We start from the raw sequence: 14,052 nt of genomic DNA, 5'->3' as shown, positions 1-14,052 counted from the left end.
AGCCCTCACCAACTGCGGTGGTGATTCAGCCGCCGCGCAAGCGCGCCAGCCCATCACGGTAGAACGCTTCAATCTGCGCCAGCTTGGCCTCGATCCGGAACCCGTCCATCGGGTAAGCCATCCGCTGCTGGCCCTGCGCGCACATTTGTTGCAGGCTGCCGGCCAACGCGTCCGCATCGTCAATCGGCACCAGCGCGGACCGCAGTTGCGCGGACAGGTGCTGGGCACCCTGACTGGCCGTCGCGACGATCGGCAGGCCCGCTTCCATCGCTTCCAGCAACACCAGTCCGAAGGGTTCACGCCGGGCGGCACTGACGAAGCCGTCGAACGCGGACAGCCAGTCTTCCGGACGCTCCGCGAAACCGGGCATCAGCACCTCGGCGCCCGCCTGCTTGCGCACCGCATCCCAGGCGCTGCCCTGACCGACGATGGCCAGGCGCGCGTTCGGCAAACCAGCGCGCTGGAACGCCGCCACCAGCACATCCAGCCCCTTGCCCGGCTCGACCCGACCCAAGGCGCCGATCAGGAAGGTGTCGTCACTGATGCCGTGCTCGGCGCGCAACCTGGCGCGTGCGCCGGCGGCAGGCGGGCGTGGCAGGGTCCAGTTGTCGACCTGGACCGTGCGCTCTCGCAGCCCATCGGGGATATCGGCCAGTTGCCACGGAGCGATCGCAATCAGGCCATCCAGCGGTGCGTGCTGGCGCGGCTTGTAGGCGATATGCAGGGTCGCAACGCGCAGGCAGCCGTCGACGTCCAGGCCATGCAGCGCGCGCGATCCGGCGCTCAGGTGGGCGTGGGCGACGTCGGGCCGCAAGCGCCGCAGCAGCCGTCGCGCCTGCAGTGACGGCAACAGGTTCCCGACCACTTCAACCTTGACCCGTGGGTCTACCCGATGGGCGATGGCATCGGCGCGCCCCGCGGCACCATCGCGACGCAGGAGCAGCGTGACTTCGTGCTGCGCCGACTGCGCGGCGGCCAGCTCCAGCGCGTGGCGCTCACTGCCGGCAAAGCGACTGGTCAGCAGCAGATGGACGATGCGCATTATTGCGGCCCCCAGTACTTCAGGCGACGACGGATCTTGGTCTTTCGCCACAGGTTGATCGGTTTGCGGCGCAGGCGGGCGACGCCGCCTTGGGCCAGGAATTCGTCGACCGCGTCCAGCGTGCGTTCGCTGGAGCACCCATCCCGGTAAGGATGGAGGTGGTCGGCAAAGGCGCGGATCGCCGCCAGCAATTCCGGCGGTCGTGACAATGCCCGTTCGATCGCCGGCTCGAACTGCGCCGGATCGTTGATATCGATCAGCTGCGGCCCCGGCCGACGGTTGCGGAAGGTCACCACCGGCTTGCCGGTCAACAGGAACTCGCTGAGCGCCGAGGAGGTGTCCGAGCACATCATGTCGACCTGGGGAAACAGCTCCAGGATGTTGTCGTTGTCGGCGAAACGCAGATTCTCGTTCTCCAGCGCCCGGTACTTCGCGATGACCTGCGGGTCGGTCTTGGGATGCAGGCTGACGATCCAGCGCCAACGCCCGTCACGCGACAGCCGCCGAACCTGGTCGTACAGGATTGGCGCCGCGCTCCAGGACGGAGAAAACGTGGAGTGGTAGAGGATCACCGGTGGCTGGCGCACTGGCGGCAGCGGTCCGTCGATTGCCTTCAGGAACGGGTCGAGCTTCGGCCAACCGGTCTCGGTGACCTTGAAGTAGCCCAGTTTGTCGGCGAGCGCCTGGAACGCCCGCGTGTCATCCGGGCCGGTCGTGCAGTACAAATCGAAGAACGCGCGGATGTAGATGTGTCGCGGCTTGCCGGCATCGAAGCCGTGGAAGGTCTGGACCTTCACCCCGGGGAAGAAGTGCGGCAGCGCATTGCTCGAGGTGAATATGGCAATCGGGTTCCAGTCGCGTACGTCGGCAACGCTGGTGAGCAGGCGCTCGCCTTCCACCAGCTCGTCGGCGCCGGTGCCGTCACTGTCGAAGAACCACGCCGCCTCGCCGCCACGGGCACGGATGGCGTCCTGCAAGGGGCGCAGGATGGCCAGGGCGTAGCGGACGGACCCGTAAAGCAGATAGCGTTTCGACATCAGGACTCCCTTGCCTCTTCCACCAGATGCTGCCGGAACGCCAGATCCATCGCCTGGAATCGAGAACGCGCGCGTGCGCCCATCGCCTCGCGCTCACTGGCGGGCAGCGCCAGCAAACCGTCCACCGCCTTGTCCACGCCTTCGACGTCTACGTAGTAGCGCTTCGCCAGGCCCAGTTGACCGACCCGGGACGGCGCGATCAACACGCCATGGCCGTGCTCGATCAGCTCGTTCATCGGCTCGCCGTCAACCGTCACCGTCACCGCACCCACGCTCATCGCCTCGGCCAGGCAGTGCCCGAACCCTTCGGCCTCGGACGGACAGATATGGAATGGATAGGTATTTTGCAGGCGCCGCAGCTCGCCGTCTTCGATGTGGCCGATGCGGTGCTCGATATTGTCGGCGGCCGGACCGGGGCGGGCGGTTTTCCTGCCTTGCACCACGACCAGTTTCGGCCAGTCCGGACGCCGCCTCCATGCCTCGAGGAGCACCTCGGTACCTTTGACCGGGCTGCGACCGGCCAGATGGAAAAACCCGGATTGGCGCTGCACGCTGGCATCCATCCTGTCATCGCAGGTGAAGCCGATGAAGGCGGTCTGGCTGCCGAGATCCGCGAAGATCCGTTGGGCGTGGCGGGTCTTGCACAAGACCTGCTCAAAGCGTGGCAACACCGGCAACCACCGGTCCCGGAACCACTCCGGGTTGGGAATCAGCCAGTTGCGTTTCGCCAATCCCAGCGACAACGGATAGACATGCTCCAGCGAGATCTGCAGGTCGGCGCGACCTTGCCAGCTGCGGGCGACCCACATGCCCGCCTGGCGCAGGGTGCGGATGCCTTTTTCATTGCCAAAGCCGACCGCTTCGACGGTGTTGCCGGCCTGGGCCAGCAAGCCGGCGACCAACGTCAAGTCGCGACTCAGGCCGGCGCCGTTGTCACGGCCGAGGATGCGTATCAAGGGCATGACGCGCTGCCCTCAGGCCTTGCGCAAACGCGCGTAAAAGAAGCCGTCCATGCCACCCTCGCCCGGCAGGCGTTGGCGGCCCGGTCCGCTGGCATGACCGAAACGGTCGTCCAGCGGCTCGGCGCTGGCGTCCGGGGTGCGGGCGAGGAATGCCTCCACCTGCGCCTCGTTCTCACTTTTCAGGATCGAGCAGGTGGCATACAACAGCACGCCGCCGGGCGCGAGCGTTCGCCACAGTGTGTCGAGCAATGTCGCCTGAAGGGCCATCAGTGCCACCAGGTCGGATTCGCGCCGGTGTATCAGCACGTCGGGCTGGCGCCGGACAATGCCGGTCGCCGAACACGGCGCATCCAGCAGCACCGCATCGAACGGCGCGCCATCCCACCAGGTCGACAACGCCGTGGCATCGGCGGCGACCAGGCGTCCGCGCCCGGCAAGGCCGAGCCGCGCGAAACCGGTACGCATGCGGCGCAGGCGCGCGGCGTTGATCTCGACCGCCACCAATGACAACGCCGGGTCGCGTTCGAGCAGATGCGCAGCTTTGCCGCCCGGCGCCGCACAGGCATCCAGCACCCGTGCACCCGGTGCCAGCGCGAGCGCATCGGCCACCTGTTGCGCCGACCCGTCCTGCACCGAGACCGCCCCAAGGTCGAAGTCCGGCAATGTCGCCACCGGCACGCCGACCTCCAGCCGCAGCGCATCGGGCAGAGACGGATCGATGGCCACTTCCACCCCGGTTGCCCGCAAGCGCTCGGCGTAGGCGTCACGACTACCGCGCAGCGCGTTGACCCGCAGCCACATGGGCGCCGGCGTTGCGCTGGCTTCCAGTATTGCCGGGGTCTTGTCACCCCAGTCCCGCTGCAACCGGTCGCGCAACCACGGCGGCCAATGCGCGTGGGGATCGACGGCCGGCAAACCCTCACGCTGGGCGCGGCGCAACAGCGCATTGACCAGCCCGGCCTGATGCTCGTGTCCAAGCATCCGTGCCGCTTCGACCGTGGCGGCAACCGCGGCATGGGCAGGCAAGCCGAGCGGATCGAGCTGGGCGAAACCGGCGTACAACAAGGTGCGTACCTTGGCATCGCGCTTGGGCAGCGGGCGCGAGAGGAACCTCGCCAACGCGGTCTCATACCGCTGCGGTTGGCGCAGCACGGCGAAACAGATGGCCTCGACCAGGGCGCGATCACGCGGATCGACCAGCGGTGGCAGGGCGACCGCCAGCTCGGCCTTCAGCGAACGCCCGTGATGGAGCACCGCATCAAGCACGGTGGCGGCGATGGCGCGGGGTGCGGCGCCGTGACTCACGCCGGCTGCGCCACGGCGGCGGTCGCGGGGATCATCCGGTTCTCAGCTCGGCGCGACCGTTGAGGTAATCGGCCGCGGTCATCGCCTTGCCGCCGTCGCGTTGCAACACCCGGATGCGCAGGGCACCTTCGCCGCAAGCGATATCCAGGCCATCGCGTCCGGCGGCCAGCAGCGTGCCCGGCACGGCGTCGTGCGCCAACGGCAACGCGATCGCACCATGCAGGCGCAAGCGTTCGCCGGCCACCTGGGCCTCGGCCATCGGCCACGGATTGAAGGCGCGCACCTTGTGGGCCAGCTCGACGGCCGGGCGCGACCAGTCCAGCCGCGCTTCGGCCTTGTCCAGCTTGTGCGCGTAGGTCACGCCGGTATCGGCCTGCGGCTGCGGTATCGGACGGATGCCGGCGCGCAACAGGCCCAGGCCATCGGCCAACACCTGCGCGCCCAGCTCCGCCAGGCGGTCGTGCAGCTGGCCACCGGTTTCGTCGCTACCGATATCCAGCGCCAGCGACAGCACCACCGGGCCGGTGTCCAGGCCTTTCTCCATCTTCATCAGGCACACGCCAGTGCGCGCGTCATCGGCCTGGATGGCGCGCTGGATCGGTGCCGCCCCGCGCCAACGCGGCAGCAGGGACGCATGCACGTTCCAGCAACCCTGGGTGGGGATGTCCAGCACCGCCTGCGGCAGGATCAGGCCGTAGGCCACCACCACCAGCAAGTCGGGCTTGAACGCGGCCAGCGCCTCCCGCGAGGCCGGCGACTTGAAGTTTTCCGGCTGCACCACCTCGATCCCGCGTGCCAACGCCTCGCGCTTGACCGGCGACGGCGCCAACCCGCGGCCACGTCCGGCAGGGCGGTCGGGCTGGGTATACACGGCGACCACTTCATTGCGCTTCGCGGCGGCGCGCAAGCTGGGCACGGCAAAATCCGGGGTACCGGCAAAGACGATTCTCATCGGGTCATCTTATCAGCCGACACGGCGGCGCCAGACGGTTTGCGCCCGGAACCACGCACTCAACTGGATCGCTCCATCGAGCGGCCTGCGATGCCTACGCGGCGTTGCGGCGGGCCTTGGCGAGTTTTTTGCGGACCATCTCGCGCTTGAGCGGTGACAGATAGTCGACGAACAACTTGCCCAGCAGGTGATCCATCTCATGCTGGACGCAAACCGCCAGCAGGCCGTCGGTCTGCAACTCGAACGGCACGCCGTCGCGACCGATCGCCTCGACCGTGATTGCTTCGGCCCGGGTGACGTCGGCAAAGATGCCCGGCACCGACAGGCACCCTTCCTGATGGATCTGCTCACCGTCGCGCGCGGTGATCTTCGGATTGATGAATACCATCGGCGCGTCACCTTCGTCGGACACGTCGATCACCATGAACCGCTGGTGGACGTCGACCTGACTGGCGGCCAGGCCGATGCCGGGCGCGTCGTACATGGTCTCGAACATGTCATCGAGCAATTGTTGGAATTGCGCGGAGACAATGCGGGCAGGATCGACATCGACGGCGACGGTGCGCAGTCGGGAATCGGGAAACTCCAGGATGGGTAGCTGGGCCATGGCTCTGAAATGGGGGCGTGGGTCACATCCACAAGGTGTCGACCCATTATAACGTCTCAAATACGCGCCGGACGCTTGCATTGGCGCGGTTCTTCTAGGCTATAGTGCCCCGTCCGCGTCGCTTTGTGACGTCAGGACGCACCTGCACGGGGAATCAGGTAACCAATATGTTGAAACCAATCCGCACGGCAATGGCCGTGGCGTTGCTGACGATTGCCACCTTTGCGATGGCCGCCGAAATTCGTGGCGACCACCCAGACACGTATGTCGTGCAGAAGGGTGACACCTTGTGGGATATCGCCGGGACTTTCCTGGACAAGCCATGGCTGTGGCCGGAGATCTGGCAGGCCAACCCGCAGGTTGCCAATCCGCATCTGATTTATCCGGGCGATGTGCTGTCGCTGGCGTACCTCAACCGCGTAACCGTGGCTGAGCCGGGGCCACGCGCCGTTGCACCGGTGACCGGAGTACCGCTGGCGCAGGTAGAGCCGTTCCTGAAAAACCTGCGCGTGGTCGATGAGATCGACAGCCTGCCCTACGTGGTGGGACTGGAAGAGGACCGGCTACGCAGCGCGAACGGCCAGGTCATCTACGTCAAGGGTCTTGCCCAGGCAACACCGGGCCAGCGTTATGCGGTCGTGCGTCCGACCCAGCGTTATACGCATCTGGACCGCGTCGCCTGCTGCGACCTGTTTGACGGCCAGGAGCTGGATAGCCGCGGCCGCCGCGCCGCCGATTTCGAAGGCTATTGGAACAACGTCGTTGTGCCCGACCATGGCCAGGAAGTACTCGGCTTCGAACTGATGCAGCAGGCAACCGGCACGGTCACCCGCGGCGAAGTCGGCGGCATCGAGGCATCGACGCTGCTGCTGGACACCAGCGCCCGCGAGGTTCGCATCGGTGACCGGTTGATCCCGGTTGAAGCGCAGCCGTACGACCTGCAGTTCTTCCCGCATCCGCCGCGCCAGCAGCTTGACTATGGTCGCGCGCAGGTGATGGCGGTGGCCGACCAGTTGCGTACCGGCGGCCCGTACAGCGTGGTAGCGCTGTCGGTCGGTGCCCGTGAAGGCATCGACAACGGCACCGTGTTCTCCAGTTGGCGGGTTGGCACCGAAGTGGCCGACCGGGTCACCACCAATGGCGATTGGGATCGCAGCGAGGACACCTTCGGTCGCAACGACCGGGTCCGTCTGCCCGATGAATTCGCCGGCCACCTGATGGTGTTCCGCACCTTCGACAAGGTCAGCTACGCCCTGGTGATGGAGGGCATCCGCCCGATCAAGGTCGGCTACGAGCTGAAGCATCCGGATGCGCCGTACTGACCCAACGCGCTGACCCATTGCGCGGGGTTTTCCTACAGCGATACACGACGGCGCCCGAGGGCGCCGTCGTTGTTTGGGCCGGATGCTGGAGCGATGCATGCCAGCCAACCCGACCCCTTCAACATCGATCACGCCAATCCAACCAGTCCAGCACGTAGCGAAGCCCTGCTGCGGCTGGTGGCCTGCGGCGGGCCGTGCGAGCCCCGCCGGCGCCTGATTGAACAAGTCCCGCCTGCCCGCGCGCTGGACGCAGGTGCGACGCTGTGGCGTGCCTGCGGGCTGAACGCCGCCCAAGTCACCGCGCTACGTGGCCCCGCACCGGCAACCCTCGAGCGCGCCCGCGCCTGGCTTGCCGAGCCCGGGCATCACCTGCTCGGCTGGGATGACCCCGACTATCCGCCCTTGCTGCGAAACATCCCGAACCCACCTTTGGTGTTGTTCGTCGATGGCGACCCAAGCCTGCTGTGGCGCCCGGCGATCGCGCTGGTAGGCAGCCGCTCACCCACGCCAGGCGGACGTGACAATGCTGCCGAGTTTGGTCGCCGCTTCGCCGCTGCGGGCCTGGCGGTGGCCAGTGGGATGGCGGCCGGGATCGACACCGCCGCCCACCATGCCGTGTTGGCGGTCGGAGGGGTCACGTTGGCGGTGTTGGGCACGGGTGCCGACGTTGCCTATCCGCGCAGCAACATCGCTCTTCGTGCCCGTATTGCCGCCGAAGGTGCCGTCATCAGCGAACATCTCCCTGGAACTGGTCCGCGCAAGGAGCACTTCCCCAGCCGCAACCGGATCCTCGCCGGACTGAGCCTTGGCACCCTGGTGATTGAAGCCGCCCATCGCTCCGGGGCGCTGATCACCGCGCGCCTGGCCGGTGAGTACGGGCGCGAGGTGATGGCGTTGCCTGGCTCGATCCACAATCCGCTGGCCCGCGGCTGCCATCGCCTGATCCGCGACGGCGCCTGCCTGGTGGAACGCCCACAAGAGGTCATCGACCTGGTGGCAGTGGCGGCCGGTGATCTGGCCGACGACTTGCGCCAGCGGTTGTCCGCCCCCACGTCAGGGAGTCAAGCCACCACCGAGACCGATCCCATCCTCGCCGCCCCAGCCCTTGGCGCCGAACAGCAAAAATTGTGGCAAGCGCTGGGCCACGACCCCTGTGACATGGACCAACTGGTGGAGCGCACCGGTTTGACGGCTGCGCAGCTGTCATCCATGCTCCTGCCGATGGAGCTAGAGGGTCGCGTGGTCACGCAGCACGGCCGGTACTATCGCAGCCGCTGAAACCGTCCCCCGGACGCGCCCGGCGGTCCCAACAACTCCTGACCCACCGCGCCAACAGCGGCGCAGGCCGAGGGGAAATGAAAGAAAGCATCCTGGACGTCCTGCTGTACCTGTTTGAACACTACTTCACCGAAGACGCGGACCTGGTTCGCGACCGTGAAAACCTGCAAAGCGGCCCTCTGTTCGAAGAGTTGGGCCAGGCCGGCTTCAGTCCTGCCGAGATCAACAAGGCGTTCGAGTGGCTTGATGCGCTGGCCAGCCAACGACCCGCAGCCAGCCCGCTGCGCGCCGACGGCCCCACCCGCGTCTACGCCGGCCCAGAGCTGGACCGCCTGGATACCGACTGCCGCGGGTTCCTGTTGTTCCTGGAGCAGCACCGGATCCTCGACGCCGGCCAGCGCGAGCTGGTGGTCGACCGGGCGATGGCGCTGGACCAGCACGAGATCGACCTGGACGACCTCAAGTGGGTGGTGCTGATGGTGCTGTTCAACCAGCCCGGCAGCGAGGCGGCGTACGCCTGGATGGAAACCCAGATGTTCGAGGAAGAGCCCGAGCCCGTGCATTGAAATGCTTGACAGCGGCGCCCGCGGCATGATTTCACTGGAAAGCGATTTCCTCGTGTCCGCGGCCAGTTCACGGGCGTTGTTGTAGTACGTCTTTCTTCCGCGTCAGCTCCACGACGCGTCTCCGCCACTGACCACAGGCTGTGCCGCAATGGCCAAGAACCTCCTTATCGTCGAGTCGCCCGCCAAGGCCAAGACGATCAACAAGTACCTCGGCAAGGACTTCATCGTCCTGGCCTCTTATGGCCACGTGCGCGATCTGGTGCCGAAGGAAGGCGCGGTCGATCCCGCCGCCGGCTTCGCGATGCGCTATGACCTGATCGAGCGCAACGAGAAGCACGTCGAGGCGATTGCCAAGGCGGCCAAAAAGGCCGAAGCGGTTTATCTGGCGACCGATCCGGATCGCGAGGGTGAGGCGATCAGCTGGCATATCGCGGAGATCCTGCGCGAGCGCGGCCTGCTGGAAGACAAGCTGCTCAAGCGGGTGGTATTCACCGAGATCACGCCGCGCGCGATCACCGAGGCGATGGCCCACCCGCGCGATATCGCCGCCGACCTGGTCGATGCGCAGCAGGCGCGCCGGGCGCTGGACTATCTGGTCGGCTTCAACCTGTCCCCGGTGTTGTGGCGCAAGGTCCAGCGCGGCCTGTCCGCCGGTCGCGTGCAGTCACCCGCGTTGCGGATGATCGTGGAGCGCGAGCTGGAGATCGAGGCCTTCAAGGCCCGGGAATACTGGTCGATCCAGGCCGATTGCCAACACCCCAGTCAGGCCTTCAGCGCCCGGCTGACCAAGCTGGACGGCAAGAAGTTCGAGCAATTCACCATCACCGATGGCGACACCGCCGAAGCCGCCCGCCAGCGCATCACCAGCGCCGCCGGCAGCGCGCTGCAGGTCACCGATGTCACCAGCAAGGAGCGCAAACGCCGCCCGACCGCGCCGTTCACCACTTCCACCCTGCAGCAGGAGGCCGCGCGCAAGCTGGGCTTCACCACCAAGCGCACCATGCAGGTCGCCCAGAAGCTCTATGAGGGCGTGGCGCTGGGTGGCGAGGAAGGCACCGTCGGGCTGATCAGCTACATGCGTACCGACTCGGTCAACCTGTCGGTCGAGGCCGTCGCGGAGATCCGCGACGTGATCGCGCGCGATTACGGCACCGGCGCGGTGCCCGACCAGCCCAACGTCTACAAGTCCAAGGCCAAGAACGCACAGGAAGCCCATGAGGCGATACGGCCGACGTCCGCGCTGCGCACACCGGCGCAGATGGCCAGCTTCCTGGAAGACGACGCACGCCGTTTGTACGAGCTGATCTGGAAGCGCGCGGTCTCCAGCCAGATGATCCCGGCGATCCTCAATACGGTCTCGGTCGACCTGGCCGCCGGCAGCGAGCACAGCTTCCGGGTCTCGGGCACCACCGTGGTCAACCCGGGGTTCCTGGCCGTCTACGAGGAAGGCAAGGACGCCAAGGCCACCGATGCCGACGACGAGGGCCGCAAGTTGCCGGCCATGAAGACCGGCGACCGGATTCCGGTCCACGCCATCCAGGCCAACCAGCATTTCACCGAGCCACCGCCGCGGTTCTCCGAAGCCTCGCTGGTCAAGACCCTGGAGGAATACGGGATTGGCCGGCCGTCGACGTATGCGTCGATCATCGCCACCTTGCTGTATCGCAAGTACGTCGAACTGGAAAGCCGCCGCTTCCGGCCGACCGATGTTGGCCGTGCGGTCAGCAACTTCCTGTCCGGCCATTTCACCCAGTACGTCGACTACGACTTCACCGCCAAACTCGAGGACGAACTCGATGCGGTGTCGCGCGGCGAGGAGGAGTGGGTGCCGCTGATGGAGCGGTTCTGGACGCCGTTCAAGGAAATGGTCGACGAGAAGATGGAATCGGTCGACCGCAACCAGGCGACCGGCGCGCGCGAGTTGGGCACCGATCCGAAGACCGGCAAGCCGGTCAGCGTCCGACTCGGTCGCTACGGGCCGTACGCGGCGATCGGCAGCACCGCCGAGGACGCCGAGGACAAGCCCAAGTTCGCCTCACTGCGGCCCGGCCAGAGCATGCATACGATCGGCCTTGAAGACGCGCTGGAGCTGTTCAAGATGCCGCGCCTGCTGGGCGAGTCCAACGGCGAGGAAGTCAGTGTCGGCATCGGCCGCTTCGGGCCGTTTGCCAAGCGCGGCAGCGTCTATGCCTCGCTGCCCAAGGAGGACGACCCGTACAAGGTCGAGCTGGCGCGCGCGATCTTCCTGATCGAGGAAAAGGAAGAGATCGCGCGCAACCGGATCATCAAGCAGTTCGACGACAGCGACATCCAGGTCCTGAACGGCCGCTACGGCCCGTACCTCAGCGACGGCAAGCTCAACGGCAAGATCCCCAAGGATCGTGAGCCGGCGTCACTGACGCTGGAAGAAGTGATCAAGCTGATGGAGGAGACCGGCAAGCCGATGCGGAAGGGCTTCGGCAAGAAGGCGCCGGCCAAGAAAGTCGCGAAAAAGGCGGCGGCGAAAAAAGTCGTGAAAAAGGCCCCGGCCAAGAAAGCTGTGAAAAAAGTCGCGAAGAAAGCCGCAAAGAAGACGGTGAAAAAGGCAAGCAAGAAAGCCGTTGCCAAGAAAGTCGTGAAGAAGGCGGTCAGCGCAGCCAGCTGATCCCATCGGCAACACCCGGATGCAGCAGCGACGTGAGTCGCGCTGCCCGGGAGCTGCCGGCCACCGAGACGTTCGCGCCTTGCTTCACCGCGCGTGGCGCTATGCTTCCCGCATGTCTTCGCCCCCCGACTTGTCCGCCGCGGTCGCCGCCTTGCGCCGCGGCGGCATCATCATCTACCCGACCGAGGCGGTCTGGGGTCTGGGCTGCGACCCCTTCGATGGCGACGCGGTCACTCGACTCCTCCGTATCAAGCAACGCGCCGTCGACAAGGGCCTGATCCTGATCGCCGGATCCACGGAGCAACTGGACGGGCTGCTCGACTGGGACGCCCTGCCGGCCGGCTGCCGCGAGCCGGTATTGCACAGTTGGCCCGGGCCCAATACCTGGATCCTCCCGGCGACCTCGCAAGTGCCCGGCTGGATCACCGGCAACCACGCCAGTGTCGCCGCCCGGGTCAGCGCGCACCCCACCGTGGTGGCACTGTGTGTCGCGTTCGGCGGGCCGCTGGTATCGACCAGTGCCAACCTCGCGGGTCGGCCACCGGCGCTCCAGCGCGACGCCCTGGACCCCACGCTGCTGAAGCAGGTCGATGCACTCGTCCCCGGTGCCACCGGCGGCCGCAACGCGCCGACCACGATCCGCGACGCACGCAGCGGCATCACCCTGCGCGATTGACGCCCCGACGTCCGCTTTCGCGTTCATCGTGGAGCGGGCAAGATGGCGCCATGCATCGCCCCACCTGGCCATCGTTATTCGGCATTGTCGCCCTGGCGCTGGCAAGCCCGTCGCCGGCTTCGGGCAGCGACGGGATTAGCGGCAAGTCCACCGGCGAGATCACCATCTACCGTTGCACCGATGGGCAGGGCCGGTTGAGCCTGCGCGACACCCCGTGCGCGAACGGACAACAACAGCAACGCGTCGACATGGTGCGACCCCGGGACCCACCGCCCCGGCCGGTTGCCGACGCAGCGACGACGACCGTCCCGACGACCGTCACCTCAACCGCCGCGCAGGCATCGCCACAGGTGATCGTGATCCAGCCGCCGCAACCGGTTTACGAATGCGTGACGCACGAAGGCGAGCGCTACACCAGCGACAATCCCGCCGGCAATCCGCGCTGGGTACCGCTGTGGACATTGGGCTACCCGGTCTATCCACGGCCCGGGCGGGTCGGACGACCTGGCCACCACCCTGCCGTCTCCCCGCACAGACCGGCTCCCAGCGGACGCCAGGTCAGTCGCTTCAAGTTCGACAGCGTCGGCAGGCCAACGCCAGAGCCTTCCCGGAGTGCTCCCGGCTTGCCAGTGCGTCCGCCGATGGCCGGACTTGGCATATCCCCGGGCTCCTGGATCAGCGACCAGTGTCACCGGCTGCCACAAGATCAGGTGTGCAACCACTTGCGGGATCGGCGCTGGGAGCTCGGCCGACGCTACAACAGCGCGATGCAAAGTGAGCGCCGCCAGATTGATGCCGAGCAGCGCCAGATCGATGCACGCCTGAGCAACGATTGCAGGTCCGGCTGATGCGCGCGGCGCTGTTATTGCTGCTGGGACTGCTGGCCGGTACCGCCACCGCGCAGGATTCGGTGGTCATCTATCGCTGTACCGACGCCACTGGTGCCGTCAGCATGCAGAACGACATCCCGTGCGCCAAGGGCAGCCAGCAGCAACGCCGGGTAATTGAAATCGAGCGGCCGACACCGGCACCACCAGCCGCGGCGGTTCCGGTGGTGCCGTTGCTGCCGATCACCGATCCGGCCGATGGCCAGATCACGGCCACAGACACCGTCGCCACGGCCGGCGAACCCGATGAGCCCGCCCAGGACACCGGTTCCAACCCGCCGCCGGCTGACTTACTGCCACCGCCACCGCTGTTTTCCTGCCGCAGCTGGGACCGCCAGATCCTGCTGACCGACAATGCGGTCCCGGCCGAGCGTTGCGCGCCGCTGGAAACCACCGGACTGGGCGGGGACCCGGCGGCCGGCGCCGGGGTCGCGTGCGAGATCAAACGTGACCACTGCGAGCCGGTCGCCGAGGATCAGCTGTGCGAGCAATGGCGCAAGTACCTCAATGACACCGAGGCGATATTGCAGTTCGGTCGCGCACCGGATCCGGCTGGCACGCTCGCGGAAGTCGAGCGGATCGGCGCGATCGTGGATGCCAGCACCTGCCGCCGATAGGCGCGCTCGCCGGAGTGCCTGACCATCGCCGTCACTCCCGCTCGCCGGGAAGCGCTGTACCAGTACCGTCACTCCCGCGAAGGCGGGAGTCCAAGGACGTTAAGCCCGTGAACATCAAAGTCCATGGATCCCCGCCTTCGCGGGGATGACGGGGAAG

General features: G+C 66.7%; 13 protein-coding genes. 7 read left to right on the top strand and 6 right to left on the bottom strand.

Annotation, left to right across the window (positions count from 1 at the left end; all coding sequences use genetic code 11):
- Nucleotides 1-25 precede the first annotated feature (25 nt).
- The 6 genes from ACW7G0_RS12795 to def all read right to left on the bottom strand — a co-directional run bounded on the left by ACW7G0_RS12795 (nucleotide 26) and on the right by def (nucleotide 5,905).
- Complete coding sequence (locus tag ACW7G0_RS12795; RefSeq protein WP_456990142.1) at nucleotides 26-1,042, bottom strand: glycosyltransferase; 1,017 nt, start codon at nucleotides 1,040-1,042, stop codon at nucleotides 26-28.
- Nucleotides 1,042-2,079 carry a CDP-glycerol glycerophosphotransferase family protein gene (locus tag ACW7G0_RS12790; RefSeq protein WP_456990140.1) on the bottom strand — a complete coding sequence of 346 codons (1,038 nt, stop codon included), beginning with the start codon at nucleotides 2,077-2,079 and terminating at the stop codon, nucleotides 1,042-1,044. Before ACW7G0_RS12790 ends, ACW7G0_RS12795 begins: the two co-directional genes overlap by 1 nt.
- Complete coding sequence (locus ACW7G0_RS12785; protein WP_456990138.1) at nucleotides 2,079-3,041, bottom strand: glycosyltransferase; 963 nt, start codon at nucleotides 3,039-3,041, stop codon at nucleotides 2,079-2,081. The genes ACW7G0_RS12790 and ACW7G0_RS12785 overlap by 1 nt, the downstream gene beginning before the upstream one ends.
- A 12-nt stretch (nucleotides 3,042-3,053) precedes the next feature.
- Nucleotides 3,054-4,346: a 16S rRNA (cytosine(967)-C(5))-methyltransferase RsmB gene (gene rsmB / locus ACW7G0_RS12780; RefSeq protein ID WP_456990136.1), complete on the bottom strand. Its 1,293-nt coding sequence runs from the start codon at nucleotides 4,344-4,346 to the stop codon at nucleotides 3,054-3,056.
- A gap of 31 nt (nucleotides 4,347-4,377) precedes the next feature.
- Entirely contained in the window at nucleotides 4,378-5,298 is a 921-nt protein-coding gene (gene fmt, locus ACW7G0_RS12775) for a methionyl-tRNA formyltransferase (RefSeq protein ID WP_456990134.1), read from the bottom strand.
- A 94-nt stretch (nucleotides 5,299-5,392) separates the two neighbouring features.
- Entirely contained in the window at nucleotides 5,393-5,905 is a 513-nt protein-coding gene (def, locus tag ACW7G0_RS12770) for a peptide deformylase (RefSeq protein WP_456990132.1), read from the bottom strand.
- A gap of 167 nt (nucleotides 5,906-6,072) precedes the next feature.
- Here def and ACW7G0_RS12765 point away from each other — a divergent pair, with 167 nt between their 5' ends.
- The 7 genes from ACW7G0_RS12765 (at nucleotide 6,073) to ACW7G0_RS12735 (ending at nucleotide 13,895) form a co-directional block, all read left to right on the top strand.
- Nucleotides 6,073-7,227 (top strand): LysM peptidoglycan-binding domain-containing protein, encoded by a 1,155-nt coding sequence (locus ACW7G0_RS12765; protein WP_456990130.1) that lies wholly within the window; start codon nucleotides 6,073-6,075, stop codon nucleotides 7,225-7,227.
- A gap of 93 nt (nucleotides 7,228-7,320) precedes the next feature.
- Nucleotides 7,321-8,505: a DNA-processing protein DprA gene (gene dprA / locus ACW7G0_RS12760; protein ID WP_456990128.1), complete on the top strand. Its 1,185-nt coding sequence runs from the start codon at nucleotides 7,321-7,323 to the stop codon at nucleotides 8,503-8,505.
- 77 nt (nucleotides 8,506-8,582) lie between these two features.
- Nucleotides 8,583-9,071, top strand: a complete 489-nt coding sequence (locus tag ACW7G0_RS12755; protein ID WP_456962598.1) for a DUF494 family protein — start codon at nucleotides 8,583-8,585, stop codon at nucleotides 9,069-9,071.
- A 148-nt stretch (nucleotides 9,072-9,219) separates the two neighbouring features.
- On the top strand, nucleotides 9,220-11,715 hold the full coding sequence (locus tag ACW7G0_RS12750) for a DNA topoisomerase I (RefSeq protein ID WP_456990126.1): 2,496 nt from the start codon (nucleotides 9,220-9,222) through the stop codon (nucleotides 11,713-11,715).
- Nucleotides 11,716-11,827: 112 nt separating this feature from the next.
- Nucleotides 11,828-12,391, top strand: coding sequence for an L-threonylcarbamoyladenylate synthase (locus ACW7G0_RS12745; protein WP_456990124.1), 564 nt, complete (start codon nucleotides 11,828-11,830; stop codon nucleotides 12,389-12,391).
- A gap of 50 nt (nucleotides 12,392-12,441) precedes the next feature.
- Nucleotides 12,442-13,239: a DUF4124 domain-containing protein gene (locus ACW7G0_RS12740; RefSeq protein ID WP_456990122.1), complete on the top strand. Its 798-nt coding sequence runs from the start codon at nucleotides 12,442-12,444 to the stop codon at nucleotides 13,237-13,239.
- The gene (locus ACW7G0_RS12735; RefSeq protein WP_456990120.1) at nucleotides 13,239-13,895 is read left to right on the top strand and encodes a DUF4124 domain-containing protein; all 657 of its coding nucleotides are present in this window, start codon (nucleotides 13,239-13,241) and stop codon (nucleotides 13,893-13,895) included. Before ACW7G0_RS12740 ends, ACW7G0_RS12735 begins: the two co-directional genes overlap by 1 nt.
- The last annotated feature ends 157 nt before the right edge of the window (nucleotides 13,896-14,052 follow it).

It is taken from the genome of Lysobacter sp. A286 (assembly GCF_054052105.1).
Note: the sequence above shows the minus strand (reverse complement) of the source record. Positions and strands in the feature narration are given on the sequence as shown.

Coding starts and splice junctions, on each gene's coding strand:
- ACW7G0_RS12745 (WP_456990124.1), top strand. CDS start 11,828: ATGTCTTCGCCCCCCGACTTGTCCGCCGCGGTCGCCGCCTTGCGCCGC.
- def (WP_456990132.1), bottom strand. CDS start 5,905: ATGGCCCAGCTACCCATCCTGGAGTTTCCCGATTCCCGACTGCGCACC.
- ACW7G0_RS12735 (WP_456990120.1), top strand. CDS start 13,239: ATGCGCGCGGCGCTGTTATTGCTGCTGGGACTGCTGGCCGGTACCGCC.
- ACW7G0_RS12750 (WP_456990126.1), top strand. CDS start 9,220: ATGGCCAAGAACCTCCTTATCGTCGAGTCGCCCGCCAAGGCCAAGACG.
- ACW7G0_RS12785 (WP_456990138.1), bottom strand. CDS start 3,041: ATGCCCTTGATACGCATCCTCGGCCGTGACAACGGCGCCGGCCTGAGT.
- ACW7G0_RS12755 (WP_456962598.1), top strand. CDS start 8,583: ATGAAAGAAAGCATCCTGGACGTCCTGCTGTACCTGTTTGAACACTAC.
- ACW7G0_RS12795 (WP_456990142.1), bottom strand. CDS start 1,042: ATGCGCATCGTCCATCTGCTGCTGACCAGTCGCTTTGCCGGCAGTGAG.
- ACW7G0_RS12790 (WP_456990140.1), bottom strand. CDS start 2,079: ATGTCGAAACGCTATCTGCTTTACGGGTCCGTCCGCTACGCCCTGGCC.
- ACW7G0_RS12740 (WP_456990122.1), top strand. CDS start 12,442: ATGCATCGCCCCACCTGGCCATCGTTATTCGGCATTGTCGCCCTGGCG.
- fmt (WP_456990134.1), bottom strand. CDS start 5,298: ATGAGAATCGTCTTTGCCGGTACCCCGGATTTTGCCGTGCCCAGCTTG.
- dprA (WP_456990128.1), top strand. CDS start 7,321: ATGCATGCCAGCCAACCCGACCCCTTCAACATCGATCACGCCAATCCA.
- ACW7G0_RS12765 (WP_456990130.1), top strand. CDS start 6,073: ATGTTGAAACCAATCCGCACGGCAATGGCCGTGGCGTTGCTGACGATT.